At 38.2% G+C, this 23,665-nt stretch carries 17 protein-coding genes; 5 read left to right on the top strand and 12 right to left on the bottom strand.

From position 1 onward, the window contains the following. Positions 1 to 12: 12 nt before the first annotated feature. The gene (gene gltB, locus Q4493_RS16335) at positions 13 to 4,473 is read right to left on the bottom strand and encodes a glutamate synthase large subunit (RefSeq protein ID WP_303454918.1); all 4,461 of its coding nucleotides are present in this window, start codon (positions 4,471 to 4,473) and stop codon (positions 13 to 15) included. A 459-nt stretch (positions 4,474 to 4,932) separates the two neighbouring features. Beyond that, the gene (gene folE2 / locus Q4493_RS16330; protein WP_303454916.1) at positions 4,933 to 5,856 is read right to left on the bottom strand and encodes a GTP cyclohydrolase FolE2; all 924 of its coding nucleotides are present in this window, start codon (positions 5,854 to 5,856) and stop codon (positions 4,933 to 4,935) included. Between the two features lie 292 nt (positions 5,857 to 6,148). On the opposite strand from folE2, the gene Q4493_RS16325 reads away from it, so the two are divergent. After that, positions 6,149 to 6,499, top strand: coding sequence for an Hpt domain-containing protein (locus Q4493_RS16325; protein WP_303454914.1), 351 nt, complete (start codon positions 6,149 to 6,151; stop codon positions 6,497 to 6,499). A 98-nt stretch (positions 6,500 to 6,597) separates the two neighbouring features. Here Q4493_RS16325 and Q4493_RS16320 read toward each other — a convergent pair whose 3' ends face one another. The 7 genes from Q4493_RS16320 to Q4493_RS16290 form a co-directional block, all read right to left on the bottom strand. Continuing rightward, the gene (locus Q4493_RS16320) at positions 6,598 to 8,616 is read right to left on the bottom strand and encodes a methyl-accepting chemotaxis protein (RefSeq protein WP_303454912.1); all 2,019 of its coding nucleotides are present in this window, start codon (positions 8,614 to 8,616) and stop codon (positions 6,598 to 6,600) included. Positions 8,617 to 8,759: 143 nt separating this feature from the next. After that, on the bottom strand, positions 8,760 to 9,581 hold the full coding sequence (locus Q4493_RS16315; RefSeq protein ID WP_303454910.1) for a symmetrical bis(5'-nucleosyl)-tetraphosphatase: 822 nt from the start codon (positions 9,579 to 9,581) through the stop codon (positions 8,760 to 8,762). Positions 9,582 to 9,583: 2 nt separating this feature from the next. Further along, positions 9,584 to 10,003 carry a Co2+/Mg2+ efflux protein ApaG gene (apaG, locus tag Q4493_RS16310; protein WP_303454907.1) on the bottom strand — a complete coding sequence of 140 codons (420 nt, stop codon included), beginning with the start codon at positions 10,001 to 10,003 and terminating at the stop codon, positions 9,584 to 9,586. A gap of 1 nt (position 10,004) precedes the next feature. Further along, entirely contained in the window at positions 10,005 to 10,832 is an 828-nt protein-coding gene (rsmA, locus tag Q4493_RS16305; protein ID WP_303454905.1) for a 16S rRNA (adenine(1518)-N(6)/adenine(1519)-N(6))-dimethyltransferase RsmA, read from the bottom strand. A 54-nt stretch (positions 10,833 to 10,886) separates the two neighbouring features. Beyond that, complete coding sequence (gene pdxA / locus Q4493_RS16300) at positions 10,887 to 11,873, bottom strand: 4-hydroxythreonine-4-phosphate dehydrogenase PdxA (protein WP_303455027.1); 987 nt, start codon at positions 11,871 to 11,873, stop codon at positions 10,887 to 10,889. After that, on the bottom strand, positions 11,870 to 13,168 hold the full coding sequence (gene surA, locus Q4493_RS16295) for a peptidylprolyl isomerase SurA (RefSeq protein ID WP_303454903.1): 1,299 nt from the start codon (positions 13,166 to 13,168) through the stop codon (positions 11,870 to 11,872). Before surA ends, pdxA begins: the two co-directional genes overlap by 4 nt. 19 nt (positions 13,169 to 13,187) lie before the next feature. Continuing rightward, on the bottom strand, positions 13,188 to 15,467 hold the full coding sequence (locus tag Q4493_RS16290; RefSeq protein ID WP_303454901.1) for an LPS-assembly protein LptD: 2,280 nt from the start codon (positions 15,465 to 15,467) through the stop codon (positions 13,188 to 13,190). 144 nt (positions 15,468 to 15,611) lie between these two features. Here Q4493_RS16290 and Q4493_RS16285 point away from each other — a divergent pair, with 144 nt between their 5' ends. From Q4493_RS16285 to Q4493_RS16270, 4 genes are all read left to right on the top strand, one after another. Next, positions 15,612 to 16,616, top strand: coding sequence for an aminoglycoside phosphotransferase family protein (locus Q4493_RS16285; protein WP_303454899.1), 1,005 nt, complete (start codon positions 15,612 to 15,614; stop codon positions 16,614 to 16,616). Then, entirely contained in the window at positions 16,613 to 17,326 is a 714-nt protein-coding gene (murU, locus tag Q4493_RS16280; protein WP_303454898.1) for an N-acetylmuramate alpha-1-phosphate uridylyltransferase MurU, read from the top strand. The genes Q4493_RS16285 and murU overlap by 4 nt, the downstream gene beginning before the upstream one ends. Next, positions 17,327 to 18,118 (top strand): co-chaperone DjlA, encoded by a 792-nt coding sequence (djlA, locus tag Q4493_RS16275; RefSeq protein ID WP_303454895.1) that lies wholly within the window; start codon positions 17,327 to 17,329, stop codon positions 18,116 to 18,118. A 114-nt stretch (positions 18,119 to 18,232) separates the two neighbouring features. Continuing rightward, positions 18,233 to 18,781 carry a YSC84-related protein gene (locus tag Q4493_RS16270; protein WP_303454894.1) on the top strand — a complete coding sequence of 183 codons (549 nt, stop codon included), beginning with the start codon at positions 18,233 to 18,235 and terminating at the stop codon, positions 18,779 to 18,781. 95 nt (positions 18,782 to 18,876) lie between these two features. Here the strand turns inward: Q4493_RS16270 and Q4493_RS16265 are convergent, their stop codons facing one another. From Q4493_RS16265 to rapA, 3 genes are all read right to left on the bottom strand, one after another. Then, entirely contained in the window at positions 18,877 to 19,911 is a 1,035-nt protein-coding gene (locus tag Q4493_RS16265) for a DUF3530 family protein (protein WP_303454892.1), read from the bottom strand. Between the two features lie 96 nt (positions 19,912 to 20,007). Beyond that, positions 20,008 to 20,640: a bifunctional tRNA pseudouridine(32) synthase/23S rRNA pseudouridine(746) synthase RluA gene (gene rluA / locus Q4493_RS16260; protein WP_303455026.1), complete on the bottom strand. Its 633-nt coding sequence runs from the start codon at positions 20,638 to 20,640 to the stop codon at positions 20,008 to 20,010. A gap of 89 nt (positions 20,641 to 20,729) precedes the next feature. Then, entirely contained in the window at positions 20,730 to 23,654 is a 2,925-nt protein-coding gene (gene rapA / locus Q4493_RS16255; protein ID WP_303454890.1) for an RNA polymerase-associated protein RapA, read from the bottom strand. Positions 23,655 to 23,665 lie beyond the last annotated feature (11 nt).

Below are 23,665 nucleotides of genomic sequence, written 5' to 3'. Positions count from 1 at the left end.
CGCGTTCTTATATCATTGCGCTTGAACGCGAAGTTCTGCAGATGAACGGCTACGGTGACCTAATAACGTTTTTACGTCGGTAGCTTTTGGTTTTACTAATCTAAATAATGGTGCATAAGCATCGAAATCATTTAAAATTTTATGAGCATGTAGACTGCCCGTTTCTTCATGGTGTTGGCTGATGATGCCACGTAAATGCTCTTGATGAATCGTTAAATCTTCTATCGGTAATGTTTCGATAGATTCATGATTTAAACGGATATCTAAATCATTGTTTTCATCTAAAACATAAGCAAACCCGCCTGTCATACCGGCACCAAAGTTAACCCCAACTTGACCAAGAATCGTTACAATACCACCGGTCATATATTCACAAGCGTGATCGCCAGTGCCTTCTATAACAGCATGACATCCTGAGTTACGAACAGCAAAACGTTCACCAGCACGGCCACAACCGAATAATTTACCGCCTGTTGCTCCGTATAAACAGGTATTACCCATGATCATGGTTTTTTCACTAGCGTAATCGACACCTTTTGGTGGCTTGATCGTTAGCTTACCACCGGTCATTCCTTTACCAACGTAATCGTTTGCATCACCAATTAAGGTCATTTCTAAACCACCGGCGTTCCAAACACCAAAACTTTGACCGGCTGTACCTGTCAGTGATAACTTGATTGGCGTTGCAGACATGCCTTGATCACCATGTTGACGTGCAATTTCACCAGAAAGTGAAGCGCCCACTGAGCGATCAGTATTCTGAATTGAAAATCTGTATTCGCCACCACTACTATGAGCAACGGCTTCTGAAGCTGTTGCAAGTATTTCTTGGTTGAGTGCGCCTTTATCAAATGGCGTATTTTCTTCCGTTTGATGTAAGGCTGTATTATCACCTGCGACTACTGGCGCAATAATTGGCGATAAATCTAATTTCTGTTGTTTCGCTGTGATCCCTTTTAGAGGTACTAATAAATCAGTACGTCCAATGATCGCTTCTAAACTTTCGACACCTAATTGCGCTAAAATTTCACGAACATCATGAGCAATGAATTTAAAGTAATTCATTACTTGATCAGGCAAGCCTTTAAAGAATTGCTCACGTAAAACTTCGTCCTGTGTTGCAACACCTGTCGCACAATTATTTAAATGACAAATACGTAGGAATTTACAACCTAGTGTAACCATAGGTGCTGTACCAAAGCCGAAGCTCTCTGCACCAAGTATTGCCGCTTTAACTATATCTAACCCTGTTTTTAAACCACCATCAACTTGTAAGCGTACTTTATGACGTAAGCCGTTAGTAACGAGTGATTGATGAGCTTCTGCTAAACCAAGCTCCCATGGACAACCCGCATATTTAACCGATGTTAAAGGGCTAGCCGCAGTACCGCCGTCATAACCAGAAATGGTAATAAAATCAGCATATGCCTTGGCAACACCAGAGGCGATTGTGCCTACGCCTGGTCCTGACACTAACTTCACTGAAATTACAGCCGTTGGATTAACTTGTTTTAAATCAAAAATTAGCTGCGCTAAATCTTCAATTGAATAAATATCATGATGTGGCGGTGGCGAAATTAACGTAACGCCCGGTACTGAAAAGCGTAATTTCGCGATTAATGGTGATACTTTATCACCAGGCAATTGACCACCTTCGCCAGGTTTTGCACCTTGGGCAACTTTAATTTGTAACACATCAGCATTTACTAAGTAATGTGGTGTTACGCCAAATCTACCCGAAGCAATTTGTTTGATACGCGAATTTTTCACGGTGCCAAAACGACGTTCATCTTCACCGCCTTCACCTGAATTTGAATAACCACCTAAACGGTTCATCGCAATCGCTAATGCTTCATGAGCCTCTGGACTAAGTGCGCCAATTGACATTGCAGCACTATCAAAACGTTTAAACATTTCGCTATCAGCTTCAACTTGGTCAAGACTGATTGACTTTGTATCTTCTTTAAAAGCAAGTAAATCACGTAATGTTGCTGGCGGGCGGTTGTTTACTTCATCAGCAAATTTACGATATTTATCATATTCGCCACTGCGCACTGCATCTTGTAAATAATTGACCACGTTTGGATTATAAGCATGGTATTCACCACCGTGAACATACTTAAGAATACCACCGTGGCTCATTTTTTGATGAGCTAAAAAGGCTTTACGTGCAAGATTGATATTGTCTTGTTCGATATCTTCAAAGTCTGCCCCTTGAATTCTACTCGGTAGATCAGGGAAACATAATTGCATGATATTTTGGTTTAAGCCGATGACTTCAAATAAGCCCGCACAACGATAACTTGCGATGGTAGAAATACCCATTTTAGAGAGTATTTTTAACAAACCTTTGCTGATACCGTCACGATAATTGATCACAGCTTGGCGTGCTGGCAAATCAATTTGTCCTTGTTCGACTAACTGTTCAATCGTTTCAAATGCAAGGTATGGATAAACCGCAGTAGCCCCTAAACCAAGTAATACTGCAAACTGGTGTGAGTCACGAGCCGCCGCTGTTTCAACAATAATATTTGAATCACAACGAAGCTGTTTATCGACTAAACGTTTTTGAACTGCACCAACCGCCATCGCGGCAGGTATAGGTAACATGTCTTTTTGAATTTGACGATCGGATAAAATTAAAATTACCGTATCTTGATTACTGACAAGATCTTCCGCTTCATCACAAATACGTTTGATGGCTGATTCTAGCCCTTCGTCTTGCGCGTAATTTAACGCGATTGTATTGCTGCGATAATGTTTAGGATCGAGTTCACGTAACTGTTTTAAGCCTGTGTACATTAAAATTGGCGATTCAAATAAAACACGATCAGCATGACTGGTGGTTTCATTGAAAACATTATGTTCACGACCAATACAAGTACCTAAAGACATAACGTAACGTTCACGTAACGGATCTATAGGTGGGTTAGTTACTTGGGCAAACTGTTGACGGAAATAATCAAATAGAGTTCTTGGTTGACTTGAAAGTACCGCCATTGGGGTGTCATCACCCATAGAACCAGTTGCTTCTTGGCCATTTTCCGCAAGGGTTTTTACCACTTGCTGAATTTCTTCATAACTGTAATTAAACAGCTTGTGGTATTGCGACATTTCTAAATCAGTAAAAACTCGCTTACCAATTTGCTCAGCATCAAGTTCACTAAATGGCACTAAATGACTAATGTTTTTATTTAACCATTCACGATAAGGGTGTCTAACTTTTAAATCATTATCAATATCATTTGAAGCAAATACTTTACCGGTATAAGTATCTATGGCAAGCATTTCACCTGGACCTACGCGACCCTTTTCAACCACTTCATCTTCACCGTAATCCCAAATACCGACTTCTGAAGCAAGTGTAATGAAACCATCACGAGTAATAACGTAACGAGCAGGACGTAAGCCGTTTCTATCAAGATTACACGCAACGTGGCGACCATTGGTGACCACGACACCTGCTGGTCCATCCCATGGCTCCATATGCATAGAGTTAAATTCATAAAATGCTTTTAGATCATCGTCCATTAATGGACTGTTTTGCCATGCTGGTGGCATTAATAAGCGCATACCGCGGTATAAATCCATACCGCCAGCAAGGAACAATTCAAGCATGTTATCTAATGATGATGAATCGGAACCACTTTCATTAACAAATGGTGCAGCATCGCGTAAATCTGGTAGCAATGGCGAATGGAAACGGTGAGTTCTTGCACGGCTCCATTGACGATTACCTTTAATAGTATTTATTTCACCATTGTGAGCTAAGTAACGGAACGGTTGCGCTAAATGCCATTGCGGAGAAGTGTTTGTCGAGAAACGTTGATGGAAAACACAAATAGCAGTTTGCATGCGGATATCCGCAAGGTCTAAATAAAAGTTAGGCAAATCTACTGGCATCATTAAGCCTTTGTAGATGGTTACTAAACAAGAAAGACTCGCTACATAGAAACGTTCATCTTCAATACGTTTTTCAGCACGACGACGTGCCATATATAAGCGGCGCTCTAAATCTCGGTTTCTCCAACCTGGAGGAGCATCAACAAATACTTGTTCTATGGTTGGTAAGTTGCCCGCAGCTATTTCGCCTAACATAGAAGTATTGGTTGGCACGACGCGCCAGCCAACAATAGTTAATGTCTCACGTGTTAACTCTTCTTCTAAAATTTCTTTAGTTTTTGCAGCTTGAATTGGGTCAGGGTTTAGAAAAACCATACCTACAGCATATTTTTTACCAAGCTTCCAGTTATTCTCTTCGGCGACGGCACGAAAAAAAGAATCTGGTTTTTGCATCAATAATCCACAACCATCACCTGTTTTTCCATCTGCAGCAATACCACCACGGTGTTGCATGCGATCTAAAGCATGAATAGCTGTTTTAATGAGCTTATGACTTGTTTCGCCCTGTTGATGAGCGATTAAACCAAATCCACAGTTATCTTTTTGTTTGCTGTGATCATAAAGCTGCATGTTGTCTCTCCTAAATATAATACCGGCTTGGTGACAGAGTTAAGAAAAGAATAAAGTTATGCAAAATTTGCATAATTACTCTGTTTTTTACCCAAGGGGAACCGCTAACATTAAACATTTATCTAGCAAAGGTCAATAAAAATAGAGTTTTTGCTCGTAATTTTTTTACATTTCTATAACTTATTGTATTTACTGGTTAAAGCTATCTATTGACCAGCTGGTAAAGTTTTTATTTGCGATGAAATATTCGTTGAATTCGTTTTTTGATATGAAATTATAGCGAAAATGAAATTTTATTACAGTTTTTTGTTGAAAGTTTGTACGTTTGATGAATAAAAAGTTTTATTCAAATTTTATTCACCTTGTCTATACAAGATTTGATAAGTTATTGAAAAGAATTAAGGATATAAAAAAACCAACAAATTGTTGGTTTTTTTAACTAGGTTTTCTAAATTAACTTTAAGGTTGGTATCCGCCGATAACACCTTTGGTTGTGACACTGACAGCGTCATGAGCATGTAACGATTCTAAATGGTTTATTTTAAGCCAAAAGTCGTCAAACTCAGTTGTTAAATTCATGGCATGTTGTAAACGTCGGGCAGCATCTTCACAAAACATTAAGTTTTGACCATTAAGTCGAGCAAACTCTTGTTCATCTTCGCGTTTAACGGCTGCTTGAACTGGGGTTTTTAAAGCGTTTTCAACTAAATCAACAATATCTGTGATCGGAAATTCTGTAGTGGATGCATTTAACTTCACTTTAACTTCTGCCACGGAACGCTGACTATGCGGTGTCGCAACGACACCATCGGTAGTGCCAAGCCATTGGTGAATATCTTCAAGATTAACATCGTCTTGAGTAAACTTTTCTTTAAACGCTTTTTGAATCAACTGTCTAGCAAGTGCAGCCGAGCATGGGCATGTTGACGAATATCTAACATCAACAGCAAGTTCAATAGATAATTTACCTTGGCTTAATAATCCTGTGATAGTAATTGGATACGCTTTCCAACCTTGTTTACCACTAATAAGCGACTTTCTTCGTAAGTGAAAATCACAATTAAATACGACCTTAGCATTATCACTTAATTCTTGATGGCTACTGATAAAACCATTAAGTAAGCTAACTAAACTTTGATAATTTAATTCATTATTATTTGAAAGGTCATCCAATAATAAATACAAGCGAGACATATGAATGCCTTTCGCTTGCGGATCGTTTAAATTAACAAAAGCGTCAACAAAGGCTGAAACCATGCGAGGAGATTCACCTTTTGAAGCGAGCATAATAGGCATTTCTATATTACTCATGCCAACCCAGTCCAACGTCCCTTCAGTTTGGGCAGTGGTATGGTTAGCAATATCAGGCATTGATGTAGACATGGTTTCTCCGAGGTGTCGTATTATGTAAAGGGCTAGGACTCTCTAACTTCAGTCATAATAATAAGATTAGGTGGCTATTCTAAATTATCTCTAAAGCGAGATTATTTGATATACCCGATAAAAGGCGGCTATTTTGAAGGAATTTACCGATAAATGCAATATAAATGGCGGGGTAGAGGGATGAAATCTTGAATATTTAATCCTATTAGCAATTCGGTTATTATTAAATCACTAATGACTTTTTTCGATGAGTTGTTACAATAGAACTAATAATAAAGTAGGGATAAAATTTGTGAATAATATTAATGGGTTAGATGCCAATTTGCTTGCTGGGTATGTAGAAAACCTCGGCAGGGACATTGTTCAGCAGATGTTAGATTTATATATTCAACAATCTGTCGTGTATTTAAAAAGTATTGAAGAAGCGCTAACGGCATGTTCACAAACGTTATGGCAAGAGTCATGTCATAAAATGAAAGGTGCAACAGGAAGTGTTGGGTTAACAGCCGTACATGCTAAATTGGTTGCGATTGAAAAATCAAGCGAAGCGTGGGAGCTTAAGAAAACTTACCTTGCAGAATTAGATGATCTTAATAAAGCCGCAATAAATAGTTTCACTGCTTGGATGTCTAAGCAAAGTTAATCGTCTATTCACTTATTAAAAAGGCTAGTATTTTATCAATACTAGCCTTTGTTATTTCTGCCTTTGAACCGTTTTCTACGGATATATTTTCTAGAAAGTTAAAGTTTAAACTCTTGAACTGATAACTGTAGCTCTTCAGCAAGTCTTGCAACTTCACTACTTGATTCAGCCGTTTGTTTTGAACCGGCAGTCGTTTGTTCTGCGATTGCTACAATCGATTCTAGATTTTCACTGATTTCATGTGCTACCGCGCTTTGCTCTTCTGCCGCAGTTGCAATGGTAGAACTTCGATCAAACGCTTCATGAACAGCATGAGTAATTGTTTCAAGTGCTTTATCTGCTTCTTCACTTTGAATGACACAATCAGCCGCTTGTTTTTTACCGGTATTCATCACAGTTACCGCTTTCTCAGCACCTGTTTGTAATACTTCGATCATATTTTGAATTTCTTGTGTAGATTCTTGTGTTCGACTGGCTAACGTTCTAACTTCATCTGCAACAACTGCGAAACCACGACCTTGCTCACCTGCTCGTGCTGCTTCAATAGCCGCGTTTAATGCAAGTAAGTTTGTTTGTTCAGCAATACCGCGAATAACGTCAAGAATACCACCGATTGAAGCACTGTCTTGTTGAAGTTTATTAATCACTTGTGATGCATCTTCAACTTCGTTAGCAAGAAGTTCAATCGTTTTACGGTTTCTATCTGAGATACCTTTTACGCGTTCCGCTTCATCATCAGCTTGTTTGATTTCACCTAATGCATCATTAGCACTTGAAAGTACACTTTGTGAAGTGCTACTCATTTCAGTTGTCGCCGAGGCTGCTTGTTCTACTTGGGTTCGTTGCTCCTCAATCGCCGTGGTACTTTGTGCAGTAACCGCTGAAGTTTGCTCTGCAGCAGTGGCAAGTTGAGTAGAGCGACTGACAATACCGTTTATTAAGTTACGTAAACTGTCGATTAATAAATTACAGTTTTTTGATAACTGAGCGAATTCATCTTTACCGCTTTCATCAAGTTTTCTTGATAAATCTCCTGAAGAGACAATGTTCAACATTTCGTTAACACGTGATAATGGTCGAGTAATACTGATTAGCGTAAACCACGCAATTACTACGGCTAAACCAATTGAAATCACCATAAGAATAACTGTTAAGGTATTGCCATCACTGACAGAGTCAGCGACTAATGTGCTTGAAGATTTAGTTGTTAGATTCGCTAATTCAACTTGCTTAGCTAAAATCTCATTAACACTCTTGATATCTTTTTCTGCTGCGTCAAGTTTTTCTGTGGCTGAGGCTAATGCATTTAATTGTGTGGTTTTTTGATTGAAAATACTTTCGCTACTGGTGAGTAATCTTGAAAGACTTGAAATAGAAGAATTTACGTCTTCGGCAATATCATCTGCGTTATTTGTGGTTAGTTCCGCATTAATTTCAGCGATTACACGGTTAACATCGTTAAAAGAGTTATTGATTTCTTTTTCGACAATTTCAGCTGATTGTGGATTGATCAAACCACGAAACTCTAATGCTGATGAAACTATGGCATTAAGGTAAGTTTCTAACTGCTCGCCCAATTCTACAGCTCTTTGTAGTTTAGTGTCAGCGAGATCATGATCCGCTAAATCAAGCATTAGGGTGGTCGTGTCATCTGCTTTTTCTTCTAATAAATCAACGTTGTCGATTAAGAGAGCACGTTGCTCAATGCTAATTTTTCGATTTTCGAAAACCGCATCAATATCGCTTTGTAAGGTTGAATAAATGCTATCTACTTTTGAGAGGTTACTTAAAAGGTTTTGTTCACTTTTCACGATGACTTTTAATTTCTTTAGATTATTCGCAAAGCTTGAATTTATCTCGTTATAACTTGTTAAATTATTTGATAAAGGAGTGAGTTCAGTTTGATAATAAGCTCTAAGTGTTAAGTTGCCAATTTGAATTAATTCGTTAGCTAATTCCGTACTACCACTTAACGTTGGAATAGCTAATTCGCTTTGAGTAGAGGTAGCGTCATTAATATTATTTAAATTACTCAGCGAAATAACGCTAGTAATTATAAGTAAAAGCGAAATAATGGCGAAGCCACCAATTATTTTCATTGCAACAGTTAAGTTCATTTACGTCACCAGTTGTATATAGTTAGAGTTTTAGTGAAATATGTCCTTATTATTCGTTTTCGAAACGCATAATAATAAAAATAATACTTCCCTGAAAGATTAGTATACCAATCTTTAAATGATTTTCACCTTTAGTTATTGCTTTATCGTAAGATTTTATGTGATTTTTCTACAAAAATCGCTTTATCATGCCAACGTAAAAGTGTGAGGTGCCCACCCCAAACGCAGCCAGTGTCTAATGCATAAAGGCCTTCAACATTAATTTTACCCATTAAAGCGGCCCAGTGGCCGAAGATCCATTGATAATTTTGTATCTGATTTGTTGTTAACTCATACCAAGGTTTTATGTTATCGGTTGCATCTTCGGGGGCTGTTTTACAGTTAAACTCTAATTTGCCATCTAAATAGCAGTATCTCATTCGCGTGAGGCCGTTGATAGTATACCTAAATTTTTCTGTTTTCGTTTTTGCTTGATACCAATCATTTGGCTTTTCGCCATACATTCTAGCTAACCATTTATTCCGCTGTGAGGAGCTGATTTTTTTCTCAGCAGATCGAGCAGCTGAAATTGCGCTCTCTATTGTCCATTGTGGTGGGAGACCAGCGTGAGACATATACACATTTTCATCAGGTAACTTTCTAAGCAAAGGTTGTTGAGTTAACCAATGGATTAATTTATCTACATCAGGGGCAGATAATAAGGGGGCTAAATAATCAGATTTTTTAGCTTTTTTTATGCCCGCATAAATGGCTAATAAGTGTAAATCGTGATTTCCTAATACGGCTTTGACGCTGTCGCCTAGCGACATTAAATATTTGAGTGTTTTATAGGAGTTTGGACCGCGAGCGACCATGTCACCGGCGACCCATAATTGGTCATTTTCAGTGGAAAAGTTTACTTGCTGCAACAGAGCTTTTAATTCGCTGTAACATCCTTGAATATCACCAACAAAATAAATTGCCATAATTAATTGAGTATATTGGGTAGCGCAAGACGAAAGACTGGAATTTCAACTTGAATATTTTGATTTTGCTTGGTTAGCATTTGATAATGCCCTTGCATAGTACCAACCGGAGTTTTTAATACGCAGCCACTGGTATAAACAAAAGATTTATTCGGCGGAATCGTGGGTTGTTTACCTATCACTCCCTCACCTGCAACCGTTGACGTATCTTCATTGGCATCAGTAATCAACCAATAGCGTGTTAACAGTTTTACATTTTCTTCGCTGTTATTGGTTATGGTTATGGTATAACTAAACACATAACGTTTTTCTAATTCGTTAGAATGCTCTGGAATGTATTTAGTACTAACCGAAACCTTCACATTTGAGTTTTTGGCTAGCGTTAAATTTTGTGCTAATTCACTTGATGAAATATCAGTCATGTTATTTGCCAACAGGGTTATCGGTTACTGGATTATCAGTAATAAAGTTTGCAAGTTTAATATAGTCATCTAACGCTAAATTTTCTGGACGTAGCGTAGGATCAAGCTCCATGGCAATTAATTGTTCAACGGGGATCAGTTTTTTAAAACTATTTCTGATAGTTTTTCTACGCTGGTTGAAGGCCGTTAAACAAACTTGATTCAGTGCTTTTAGATCTTTTACTGGATTCTTAATCGTTTTATGTGGAATTAATCGAACAATCGCAGAATCAACTTTTGGTGGCGGCATAAAGGCTTCTGGACCAATTTCCATCACAGGCATTACCTGACACTGGTATTGCGTCATGATTGATAATCGACCAAATGCTTTACAGTTATGTCCAGATGCCATCCGTTCTACGACTTCTTTTTGTAACATAAAATGCATGTCTTTAACTTTGTCTTTAAAAGACAATAGGTGAAAAATTAACGGGGTCGAAATATTATAAGGTAAATTTCCGAAAATTCTTAAAGGTCGGTCATCGCTCGCTAAACTAGCAAAATCAAACTTTAGTGCATCTTGCTCGTAAATGGTTAAATGTTTAGCAATAAAAGGGTGATAGCGTAAACGATGCGCTAAATCTCGGTCTAATTCTACCACAGATATATCACCGGCACGTTCAATAACGGGTTCGGTTAGTGCACCTAAACCAGGTCCTATTTCTACAAGGTTGTCGCTTGGTTCAGGATTGATAGCATCAACAATTTGACTAATAATAGCGTCATTGTGAAGAAAATTTTGTCCAAACCTTTTTTTAGCTTGGTGACCTAAATGTGAGTTTTTGCTCATTGTTTTCTCTAATTAAACCAGATGATCATTTTACTAGATATCTTGGTGCGCTATTTAAGTTTGATTGTTTGCTAACGTTATCGCGGTATTAATTGCTTGATAAAAACTACCTGCATCAGCTTGACCTGTTCCCGCTAATTCTACTGCAGTACCGTGATCAACCGACGTACGAATAAAAGGCAAACCTAAGGTAATATTTACCGATTTGCCAAAGCCTTTATATTTTAACACGGGTAATCCTTGGTCGTGGTACATGCTTAAAATGGCATCGGCTTTTGATAAGTATTTTTCTTGGAAAATAGTGTCTGCTGGTAAGGGGCCTATAGCATTAATACCTTCGGCACGAAGTTCATCAAGGGCAGGGTTCACCACTTCAATTTCTTCTCGCCCTAAGTGACCATCTTCACCTGCATGTGGGTTAATACCACAGACATAAATTTTAGGTTCGGCAATACCAAATTTTGTCACTAAATCATGATGAAGAATTTGAGTGACTTTTTTCAGCCTGTCTACCGTGATGGCTTTTGAAACATATTGCAGAGGAATATGCGTGGTGACTAAGGCAACACGTAGCCCTTCTGTTGCTAACATCATTACCACATCTGTGCAGTTTGCTTGATGAGCAAAGTATTCTGTATGGCCACTAAATGCGATTCCTGCTTTATTAATCAGACCTTTATGTACAGGACCTGTTACAACAGCATCAAAATCACCATTGATATTTTTTTCACAAGCAATGCGTAATGTTTCAACGACATAATGACCGTTTGCTGAATCAAGCTCACCTATAATACAAGGCGAATCTAGTTCTATCGGCAATATGGTCAAAGTATTTGCTTGATGAGGCGTAGCGGCAAGGCTTTCATCATAAAGGGTAAAGTTTAACTCGACATTGAGCGCTTTTGCTCTATCTCGTAATAGTTGCTCTGAAGCCACAACAATAATTTGTTCCGGCCAGTCTTTTTGAGCCATCTCAATAATAAGATCGGGACCTATACCTGCTGGTTCTCCCGGTGTGACTGCTATACGTCTCACCATTATTCTGAGTCCTGTGCTAAAATTTCAATATATGCTTCATCGCGTAATTCTTTAATCCAACGCGCGCTTTCCATGCCAAATTTACGTTGATATAGCAATTGATGCGCTTTATTTTCATTCATCTGTTGAGTTGCATCTAATGTGCGTCGACCAGTCAGTTTGGCAATGTGCCAACCAAATGATGAACGGAAAGGTTGGCTGACTTCATCTACTTTTAACGCCGCAAGAGCAGCCGAAAAAGCAGGGTCGTATGATCTAGGATCTGCCCAACCTAAATCGCCACCTTTTACTGATGTCGGACCGTCAGAGAACTCTTTTGCTAAATCTGCAAATTCAGCTTCACCTGAGATAATTTGCTCTCTTAATTCTTTTAAGGTTTCTTCAGCTTTCGCTTCACTTAAAATAATTGATGGTTCGATTAAAATATGTCGAGCTTGTACTTCTTCAACTTCAACCACTTGTCGGCCACGAATATCAACAACTTTTACAATACTAAAACCTAAGCCAGTACGAATAGGACCTAATACTGTGCCTTTATCTTTTCCTTCGATAATTTCAGAGAATAATGTCGGCATTTCATTGATGTTTTTCCAACCTAAATCTCCCCCTTCAAGAGCTTTGGCGCCACCTGAAGATGCAATGGCAATTCGAGCAAAGTCACTTCCGTCATTCAATAATGCAATTACTTTTTCAGCGCGAACTTTCGCGGCATTCATGTCTTCTTGGCTTGGCTCTGGTGGAAATTCTATTAAGATATGGCCTAAACGGTATTCGATATCGCTGTTGGTTTGTTCTTTCATAACCGTGAGCAAGTTGGCAATTTCTTGTGGTGAAATATAAATTCTACGGCGAACGCTGTTGCGTCTTACTTCGCCTGAAATAAGTTCTTTTCGAATGTTTTCGCGATATTTTTCGTAATCTAGATTGTCATTCACAATGGCTTGACGAAATTGCTCAAGGGTTAAGTTGTTTTCTCTTGCCATATTGGTGATGGTGTCATCAAGTTGAGCATCACTGACTTGAATCCCCATTCGGCTACCAATTTCCATAACTAAAGTGTCATCAATTAGCTTGTCAATTACCTGAACACGAAGGGCTTTATCACGAGGAAGCGTTTGATTGTTTTTTTCAGCTTGCTGCTTGATGTTAGTAATTAAGTCAGTAACTTCTGACTCAAGGACTACACCGCTATTAACAATTACTGCTACACGGTCAAGCTCAGTTTCTTTAGCATAACTTAATGCTGTTATACTCATTGTGGTTACAGCTAAGGTGATAATTTTAAATAAGGTTTTCATGTAATTTTTAATTCTTCATTTAATTGTTGAGAAAATAAGGGCGTTTATAACCAAAAATACTATCATTGAACATTTCATTCGTATTTATTGAGGTTTGACTGCCACCTAATCCTTTGATGATAAACTCTATCATAAATCCACTGTCGAATTCATCGCGGTTTTCATTAATAAAGTCTTCTTCATCGATATTTGAGTTGATATGACGATGATATGCAAAACGGATCGCCCAACAGCAACTTTCATATTGCAAACCTGCGTAGGTTTCAAGGCTACGCTTATTCTGTAAGTCTTGAGAAATTCTTCCGACAAACTGCCAATCTTTATTCAGACTAAAGTTTGTTAACAGTGATGCTTGCTCTAACTTAGTACCTGAGACACTGCGACTGTAACGATGGTTCAATTGTATTGAGTGATTATTTGTAAATAAGTAATCTAAGCTCGTTTGACTTTTATTGGTAATGTTATCTTTAGTGTTATATTGAATGTCACCACTAAACTGCCAATTTCGACTTAATTGAATAAATACTTCACTGGCCAGCGCTGATTCATCGGCAGCAATACCTTGTTCGGCATCGACGGCAATATTACTGTTGTTCAAATACACGATACGCCCAACACTTAAGCGGAATAACTCAATACTGGCAGGATCTAAAATTCGGCTCGTTATCCCCCAAGAGTATTGATTGGCTTTTGCGATACGGTCAATACCACTAAATCGTTGATCTCTAAATAATCCGTTATAATCGTCTTGCAAGGTTGTTGTGTCGTAAACACCTATCATAGATTGATCTTTATCAGGCACATAAAGATATTGTAATTGAGGTTCTAGTGTTTGAATGTAATCTTTGCCAAATAATGGCATGTCGCGGTCAAAGTTAATTCCACCATGAAAGCGAACTTTTGGGATAGTTCGGTTAACGTTTTCTGCTAAGTTACTATTAGCTGAAAGCCTTTTCTGACGATACGTGGTTTGTAATAATTTGAACTCAGAATTTAAAAACCATGCCGGACTTGATATCGGGAACATTGCACCCGCTTCCAAATGATAACGCTCTGCTTCTGGTAAGTTTCTGTTTGAAGTAGTAAAACGAGTCATTTCAGAATAAAGATCAAATTGCCCATTTAAAAAAGGAAGCGGTTGAAAACTGTTAATTTCAATATGAGGAACTGTTTTGTAACTTGTTTTATGATCGCCAAGTATTTCAAAATCTTGTAGTTGGATTTTGGCCTGCCAATTTTTTTCAAAAAAAGCGAGTTCTCCTACTTGGTAAAGGTAAGCATCATTAGAATTATATTGATTACTTTTGATATCGACTAAATAGTTGTCATCACTGATGGTAGTGTAATCGATATAGGCTCGGTAATTGTCTGAAAAAGTACCGGTATGTTGAAACCTTGCTAGGTATCTTGGGTCATTATTTGCTTTTAATTCGTCATCTTTATACAAGTATTCAATATTGAACGCGCCGTTTTGCAAACCTGATAAATAACGAAGTTCAGTGATTAATTGCGTGCCACGTTTTGACATATATCTTGGTGTTATAGTCGCGTCGATATTTGGAGCAATATTCCAATAATAAGGCGTTTCTATCTCAAACCCTGAACGTTTGGTTGTGCTAATTTTGGGGTATAAAAAGCCTGATTTTCTTTCATTATTGACAGGAAAACTAAAATAAGGAATGTAAAGAACAGGAACATCAAACACTTTAAAGCGAGCGTTATAAGCTTCGCCATAGTTTTCACTTACCGAAATATTAATTTCACTTGCTTGCATTAACCAGTCTGGCGTATCGCCGTAACAGGTGGTAAAGCTTGAATCAATTAAGGACAAAGTACCTTCAGCATTTACTGATATTTTAGCGGCACTACCATGGCCAGGATTCCCTGCTAATTGATAGGATGAATCAGATAATAAGGTTGCCTGCATCGCTTTACTGGCAGTTAATTGGGAAGCAAAAATATCCACACCTTGGTTTTGAAAATGGATATTACCTTGGGCATTAATTAAAGAGTTTTCACGATTTATCTCAATATCATCGGCTTTTATTGTATGTTCTTGGTTGATTAACGTTACCCCGCCTGAAAATTTCGCGATTTGATTTTTTTTAATCATCGAGGATTTTGATAAGATATTTAAGGCTGATAGGTCGTAATTATTGTCGAAAGTATTAATAGGTTGACGCACAGGAACAGGGCAACTAATAACGTTTTGATTAACGTTATTTTCAGTTTGAGCAAATACATTGTTAGTTATCAGGGTGCCAATAATTAATAATAGCGTTGTACGGGAAAAAGGCATTAATAATCCGATAAGTGAAATTCATTTTTACGCATTTTGCGTATCAGAAAGCATTTTAACGTTAAACGCATTAATAATATAGCAATTTTCTTTGTCATGCTAATTGGTTATATTGGCTGGTATGGTGAGTGAAAGGTGGCTTTTTTGGAAGATCTAAGACAAAGACAATTAACGCAATGGTTAATTAATATTTTTGCGTTAAATGAATGTGAATTATCATCGATGAATGGTGATGCGGGATTTCGACGTTATTTTCGGTTTATTAAAGATAACCAGTCGGTAATTGCTGTGGACTCTCCCGTGGATAAATGTAATAACCCCGCGTTTTTATATATGCAGCAACAGTTAAAACACGTAGCGGTTAAAGTACCTGAAGTACTGGCTTATGATGAGCTCCAAGGCTTTATGTGTTTGAGTGACTTGGGAAATAACGAGTTATCAACCGTGTTAACTTCAGACAATATGACTGATTACTATCAGCAAGCGATATCGTTATTGCCAAAAATTGCAAGCATTACACCGCAAAATTTGCCTGTTTATGATGATGCCTTTATTCAACGTGAACTTGATATATTTGTTGATTGGCTATTGCATGAACATCTAAGTATTACGCTTTCTAGCGAGGGAAGTAAGCAGTTACAAAGCTGTTTTGATTTTTTGATATCAAACGCACTTGAACAACCCAAAGTGGTAATGCATAGAGATTTTCATAGTCGAAACTTAATGCTAGTCGATAATGAGTTGGCAACCATTGATTTTCAAGATGCGGTTATTGGCCCTATAACTTATGATGTGGTGTCTTTATTACGTGATTGCTATGTTAAGTGGCCAAGGGAACAAGTAACGCCTTTATTGCATTATTTTATTGATTTAATGTCAACGCAATTCTCTCTGTCACATATAAGTGAACAACAATGGCAAAAGTGGTTTGATTTAATGGGCTTGCAGCGTCATATTAAAGCTTGTGGTATTTTTGCCCGTTTATTTCATCGTGATGGTAAAACGGGGTATCTCAATGATATTCCATTAACCTTATCTTATATTGTGGATATTAGTGCAGAGTATCCACAATGCCGTTTTTTACACCAATTAGTGCAAGAAACAGTGATACCGACATTATCTAAAAAAATACCCGTTGAACCCACATGAAAGCGATGATTTTAGCCGCAGGTCGCGGCGAAAGAATGCGACCTTTAACAGATAAATGCCCAAAACCACTTCTGTGCGTTGCCGGGATTCCTTTGATTGAATATCACATCAAAAAATTAGCCAAAATTGGGGTTAGTGATATCGTGATAAACCTTGCATGGTTAGGTGAACGTATTGTTGATTATTTGCAAGATGGTGAAAAATTTGGCGTGAATTTTCAGTACAGTTGGGAAAACGATGGCGCGTTAGAAACGGCTGGTGGCATTATTAAAGCTTTGCCGAAGTTAGTTGAGGGAAATGAACCTTTTTTAGTGGTTAATGGTGATATTTATATCGATTATGATTTCTCACCATTACCTCATTTAACAGAAAAACAACAAGCGCATTTGTGGGTGGTTGATAATCCGCCTCATAATGTGTCAGGCGATTTTTATTTAAATGATGGCGTATTACAAAGTAAGCAGCAAGCTGAATGGGAAGGAAAAACCGAAATACAAAAAAACTGTTTTACTTTTAGTGGTATTGGTTTATATCGACCGTCATTATTTCATGCATATCTAGATCATAAGGTAATGCCATTAGCCCCTATTTTAATATCAGCTATGAAACAACAACAAGTGAGCGGTGAAAAACTGTCAGGCGTATGGACTGACGTTGGCACACCAGAGCGATTGCAACAACTTAATATGAAAATACAGGGTATGGGATAAATGAGAGTTTGGGGTAAAGTATTTGGCTTTTTATTTGGCTTTATGTTGAGCAAAAATATTTTTGGCGCTTTGCTTGGTTTATGGCTAGGCCATCGATTTGATCAAGGAAGCGGTTTTGATTTTGATGGCTTAGCAAAACAAACGGATGAAACACGCCAAGCAAACTTTTTTTATAGCACCTTTGCCGCTATGGGGTTTGTTGCGAAAGCGAATGGTCAGGTTACTGAGCATGAAATTGCATTTGCTAGTGCATACATGGATAAACTCGGTTTAAACAGCGAAATGAAACAGCAGGCTCAAGATGCTTTTAGAGAAGGAAAAATGGCGGGTTTTCCACTTGAGGACCATTTAAAAAAATTCAAAAGAAGCTGTTTTAACCGACAAGATTTATTGTTACTTTTTCTTGAAATTCAAATACAAGTGGCCTTCGCTGACGGTGACTTAGATAGTACGGAAAGAGCGGCTTTACATCGTATAGCAAAAATATTAGGGTTTTCTGTTTACCAGTTAGATCAACTGTTGGAGATGATCATCGCGGGTGCTAATTTTCATCAACAAGGCACTAAAGGGGCGGCAACCGAGCAGCAATTAGACAACGCCTATAAATTATTAGGGGTAGATAAATCTAGCTCTGCTCAAGAAATTAAAAAAGCTTATCGAAAGCTCATGGCGCAACATCATCCAGATAAACTCGTCGCGAAAGGGTTACCACCCGAAATGATGGACGTAGCTAAACAAAAAACGCAGGATATTCAAGCGGCTTATGAAATGATTAATGACATAAAGAAATAAACTGTTTCGTACGATAGTCAATGGTATACATAGGGCGAAAATGATACTTGTATCAAGTAGTCATATACTTGGTAGGCAAATCCTATTGAGGCACTCTAAATTAAGGATAGATATATGAATAAAGTTATAATTTTCATCACGTTTTTGTTTTTGTCGTTTAACGTTTTCGCGGATAAACAAGCCGATAGACAAGAAGTGCTTGATATGAGTAAAGCAGTACTAGCTAAACTTTACCAAGAAGAACCGAATGTTAAAGAGAAAATAGCGGATGCCAAAGGTTATGCTGTATTTTCAAATATTGGTGTAAATTTAGTCTTTTTTTCTGCTGGAGGCGGCACAGGTGTCGTGCATGATAATGCGTCTGGTAAAAATACTTATATGAATATGGCCTCTGCAGGGGTAGGTATAGGATTTGGTGTAAAAGATTTTAGTGCTGTGTTTGTTTTTCATACTCGTGATGCGCTTAATAATTTTATTGAGTATGGTTGGGACTTTTCCGGTCAAGCGGATGTTGCGGCAAAATCAGGTAAAAAAGGCGCGGAAGGAAGTAAAGCCGTTACGGTTGTTAATGGGGTTTCAATTTATCAAATGACGGAAAATGGTTTAGCGTTACAAGCTACTTTACAAGGTACAAAGTATTGGGTTGACTCTGATCTTAATTAATTGCTGAATCCTTGCTTAGAAATTAATATCAAATCACGACTATTCACTAAAGCGTTTATCCAGATTCCATTAAGATAAACACTACTTTATTAGACTTACCAGCCAATTGACTTTAACCAGCCATTAATCTCTTTAATAAGTGACTCTGTTGGGTAGTAGCCAGTGTGCGTATTGTAAATTTTCTTTTGCCGATAATTTGATTTCAATTCTTGATTGACGAATTTTTTCCTTAGTTTCATGCTACTCATAACGAGGGGGTTGTCAGCTTTTAGGTATAAATCGAGTACTGGTAACTCTAATAAAGATAAATTTTTGGCCGCGCTGACATTCGCTTGTATATCATTTAAATGAGCACTAAGCATAATGAATGCGGTTGGTTTTTCGGCTAAGGCTTCTTGATAAATATTTAGCAATAACGCCGCATGGTGCCCTTCAGCGACAACAAGAATTATGCCTGGGTAGCCTTTTGCATTTTCTGTAACTGCGGCAATTATTTTCGCTAGTTGTTGTTGATAATCGCCTAGTGTTTTACTATTTTCTTCATCTCTTGCTGTTTGTTCAATCGCGTAAGATGGATAGTTTTCGGGTTTATTAGGGGGCTGGACAGCTATTGTTGTCCATCCTTGATCAGGAAAACTTTTTCTTAAAGCATTGAGTGCTTTGGGACTTGCCGCGGTTTGCTGCCAATCAGGCAGTAAAATCATCACCCCTTTGTTGTTTATGGCATTGTTGGTGGTTACTAAAGTGGTATGATCTTCAGGCCCAACCAATACCGGCTGAATGATTTCTGCAGCTAAATAATGTTTAAGATCGTTCTTTTTAGTGGTTAGCGCATTAACAGGCGCAACAATATCAATATTACTTCTTAAGTGAGATTTATTGCTGTCTGATGCTTCTTCGGAATTGGCGGTTACATCCTTATTACCAACTTCCGATCCCTCTTGCTTTTCTTCGCTTTTTTGTGCTGAAGGATCATTTTGTTCTTGGTTAGTGTTTACCGTATCTTCTTGTTGAGCGGCAAAGGCATTCGTAGTTAACGAAGAGAAGGCAATGACGATGAATAATATGGAGAAAAGTAAGCAATGGCGAGTCACAAGTAACCTATCAGTGTTGGTAAATAAATTGAACATTATATCGGCCGATTATCGAATTTCTCCATTACATTATCTTTATTAATAATAATCAAACGATTTTTAATACTAGGTTTTAAATGAATCTTGAGTCATTTAATTAAATGGGCACATAGCGTTAAAGGTGATTGTTTGTGTTGTTACTGGATGTGTGATGGTTAACCATTGAGCGTGCAGCTGTAATCTTGGGCTAATAGTCAGGGCTTTATCGTGCGCATAAAGTCTATCACCTAAAATAGGATGCCCTAAAGACAGCATATGTACCCTTAATTGATGCGAGCGACCCGTAACTGGCGTTAATTCAACTAAGGTTGAATTTTCTTGATACGATAAAACGCGATAATGAGTCAGCGATTTTTTGCCGTGTTGATGATCTACTTTTTGTTTTGGTCGATTAGGCCAATCACAAATTAACGGTTCATCTACTGAACCTGTTTGGCTTTCTACTTTACCGTATACTCGAGCGATATATGATTTTTGAGTCTGACGCTTTTCAAATTGTCGACTGATCTCAACATGTGCCGGTTTATTTAACGCCATTAAAATAATGCCCGAGGTGGCCATATCTAATCGGTGCACAATTGTGGCGGTCGGTAATACTTTTTGCACTCTGTTTTGTAAGCAATCTTTATGTTCAGCTAAACGGCCAGGCACCGTGAGTAGGCCGCTTGGCTTATTCAACACCACTAAATCGTCATCTTGATAAACAATATCAAGATAAGGCGTCATCGGTGGACGATAAATAAAATCAGGATTTGCGGCCAATTGATACTCTCTACTTGTTATTTTACGGTTTGATTAAGCAGAGTTGTTAGTAACTAGTTACTAACAACCACCAAACGAACAGCTTCAAACTTTAACTGTGCTTTATGAATATAATTGGTTAATTCACTTTGCTGAACTTTAATAAAGTCTAACTCTTCTTGGCGAACACTTGGGTTAATCGCTTTTAACGCAGTAAGGCGTGAAAATTCTTGTTCAAGCTTGTCCTGCATACTTGTTTGAGCTTTGGCTTGAATGGCAGCAACTTGTTGTTCGGCATGTTTTTCTGCTTTGGCAACAAGCGGTGTCACTTGATCTTTCAACGCTTTCACTAATTGTAAAGATACTTGTTTTTTTACCGGGCTCAGTTGTTGATCTAAAATCGCTTCACTGACTTTATCAGCTAAGTCATTGCCATTTTTATCTACTAATACTCTGATCGGAGTTACCGGTAAGTAGCGATTTAATTGCAATTGACTTGGCGCAATCGCCTCAATAGTAAAAATACACTCTAAAAAGAAGGTGCCTGCTGGTAATGCCGGATTTTTTAATAAACCGATACTGGCATTGCCTATTTCATCTGAAAGCACTAAATCCATCGCGCCAGTCACCATAGGGTGATCCCAGGTTAATAAATGATAATCTTCGCAGGCTAGGGCGGTATCTCGGTGAAAAGTAATGGTGGTGCCATCGTCAGGTAAGCACGGAAAGTTACCGGTTAGCATATGTTCCGTTGGTTGTAAGGCAATGGCATTGTCTGATTTATCATCTTGCGCAATACCAAAAACATCAAGCACTTGAAACATAAATTGTGGTAAGTGAATTTGGCTATCTTGTGCAATGATGCGCTCAACGAGTTGCTCGGCTTTACCTTGCCCTGATGAGTTTAACTCTAATAATTTATCTCGACCAGATTCGAGGTCGGCTTTCAACGATAAATGTTTTTCATGGCTTAAGGAAATAAATGAAGCAATGTCTTTTTCATCTGCAGATGCCGATAAAGTTAATTGCGTTAACTGTTCATAAAACGCTTCATATACGGCGCGACCAGTAATACATGTGTGCTCAAAGGCATTTAACCCTTGTTGATACCATTGAAATAAAATGCTTTGTGCAGAATGCTCAAAATAAGGTACATGTAATTGTATGGTTTGTGTTTGACCAATACGATCGAGTCGGCCAATGCGTTGTTCTAATAAATCTGGATTGCTTGGTAGATCAAATAACACCAAATGATGGGCAAATTGAAAGTTACGTCCTTCACTACCAATTTCTGAACATAATAATACTTGTGCGCTATCTTCGTCCTGAGCAAAATAAGCCGCTGCTCGATCACGTTCAAAAATACTTAAGCCTTCATGGAAAACTGCCGCTCTAATACCTTCTTTTACGCGTAAAGCGGTTTCTAGCTCAATAGCCGTTTGGGCATGTGCACAAATAACTAACACTTTTTCTTTATTTAAAGCACCGAGTAATTCAATGAGAAAATCGACACGCGGGTCAAAATCGTACCAATTTTCAAGGCCATCCAAGCCATATAACATTTCTGGCGTCGCGATGTATTTGGTTTGCTTATTGGTTTTTAATTGCTCGATATTATCGCTGAGTAAAAAGTCTTCAATTTTATCTTGATACTGTTCGGGTAAAGCAAGTGGCGCAGCATTTAACTTTCGCTCAGGAAAACCTTTGATGGTATTGCGGCTATTTCTAAATAAAATACGCCCTGTTCCATGGCGATCGAGTAATTGATTTAACACAGATTGCCTAACGGTATCTTGTGCGGCTTCATTTTGTGCTTGGTTAATTTGCGCAAGTTGTTCACTGATGTCACTTTCTTTTAATAAGTGCTGAAGCGTCTCAATTTGCGGTTGTGTTAACGCTTCTTTCGCGACTAAGGCATTCGCAGCATCGGCAACTTCAGTGTAATGTTGCTCTTCTTCAATAAAGGCTTCGTAATTATAAAATCGATCTGGGTCTAATAAACGCAAACGAGCAAAGTGACTTTCATGACCTAGCTGATCAGGTGTTGCTGTTAATAACAAAACGCCTGGAATTGTTTGCGCTAATTGCTCAACACATAAATATTCGGTGCTGGCGTTATCAACTTGCCAATTCAAATGATGCGCTTCATCGACAACCATTAAATCCCAATCTTCGGCGATTAATGACTCATACCACTCAGGGTTATCGGTAATAAAATTTAAGTTGACGAGTACTAATTGCTCAGAGCTGAATGGATTTACTTCTTCGCCTTCATCAGCAGAATTGGCTATTTCTTGACAGCGGCTTTCATCAAAAATACTAAAGCGTAAGTTAAAGCGGCGTAACATTTCTACTAGCCATTGATGCATTAAAGACTCAGGCACAATAATTAAAATACGTTGTGCACGACCGGTGACGAGTTGTTGATGAATAATTAAGCCCGCTTCAATCGTTTTACCTAAACCCACTTCATCGGCTAATAAAACACGTGGAGCAAAGCGACTGCCGACTTCTTCGGCAATGTATAATTGGTGAGGAATTAAACTAACGCGTCCACCCGTTAATCCGGTTAACGTTGATTGCTGTTGTGTACATTGATGATGTAAGCAATCTTTGCGTAATCTGAACCAGTCTAAACGATCCACTTGGCCATTTAATAATCGGTCATGCGGTTTATTAAATTTAATAAAATGATCAATCATCACTTCTTTTAATTCGGTTTCCTCACCAGTATCTTTGCGTGTGCCTAGATAAGTGATCAAACCTGACTGTTCTGTCACTGAGTTTACTTCAAGTTGCCAGCCTTCATGGCTTGGAATAATGTCGCCTTGATTAAAGATAACTCGAGTTAACGGAGCATTATCGCTTGCATATTTGCGTATGTCGCCGGTAGCGGTGAACATAACGGTGACAAATCTATTTTCAACACTGGTTACTGTGCCTAATCCTTGATCTGACTCTCCATCACTGATCCAACGTTGTCCTGGGTGAAACGACATAAATAACTCCA

Origin of the sequence: Colwellia sp. 1_MG-2023 (genome assembly GCF_030546755.1) — a bacterium.
GTDB lineage: Bacteria > Pseudomonadota > Gammaproteobacteria > Enterobacterales > Alteromonadaceae > Thalassotalea_H.
The sequence above is the reverse complement of the archived record's forward strand: the minus strand, read 5'-3'. Positions and strand labels throughout refer to the sequence as shown.

Coding starts and splice junctions, on each gene's coding strand:
- gltB (WP_303454918.1), bottom strand. CDS start 4,473: ATGCAGCTTTATGATCACAGCAAACAAAAAGATAACTGTGGATTTGGT.
- folE2 (WP_303454916.1), bottom strand. CDS start 5,856: ATGTCTACATCAATGCCTGATATTGCTAACCATACCACTGCCCAAACT.
- Q4493_RS16320 (WP_303454912.1), bottom strand. CDS start 8,616: ATGAACTTAACTGTTGCAATGAAAATAATTGGTGGCTTCGCCATTATT.
- Q4493_RS16315 (WP_303454910.1), bottom strand. CDS start 9,581: ATGGCAATTTATTTTGTTGGTGATATTCAAGGATGTTACAGCGAATTA.
- apaG (WP_303454907.1), bottom strand. CDS start 10,003: ATGACTGATATTTCATCAAGTGAATTAGCACAAAATTTAACGCTAGCC.
- rsmA (WP_303454905.1), bottom strand. CDS start 10,832: ATGAGCAAAAACTCACATTTAGGTCACCAAGCTAAAAAAAGGTTTGGA.
- surA (WP_303454903.1), bottom strand. CDS start 13,168: ATGAAAACCTTATTTAAAATTATCACCTTAGCTGTAACCACAATGAGT.
- Q4493_RS16290 (WP_303454901.1), bottom strand. CDS start 15,467: ATGCCTTTTTCCCGTACAACGCTATTATTAATTATTGGCACCCTGATA.
- murU (WP_303454898.1), top strand. CDS start 16,613: ATGAAAGCGATGATTTTAGCCGCAGGTCGCGGCGAAAGAATGCGACCT.
- djlA (WP_303454895.1), top strand. CDS start 17,327: ATGAGAGTTTGGGGTAAAGTATTTGGCTTTTTATTTGGCTTTATGTTG.
- Q4493_RS16270 (WP_303454894.1), top strand. CDS start 18,233: ATGAATAAAGTTATAATTTTCATCACGTTTTTGTTTTTGTCGTTTAAC.
- Q4493_RS16265 (WP_303454892.1), bottom strand. CDS start 19,911: ATGTTCAATTTATTTACCAACACTGATAGGTTACTTGTGACTCGCCAT.
- rluA (WP_303455026.1), bottom strand. CDS start 20,640: ATGACGCCTTATCTTGATATTGTTTATCAAGATGACGATTTAGTGGTG.
- rapA (WP_303454890.1), bottom strand. CDS start 23,654: ATGTCGTTTCACCCAGGACAACGTTGGATCAGTGATGGAGAGTCAGAT.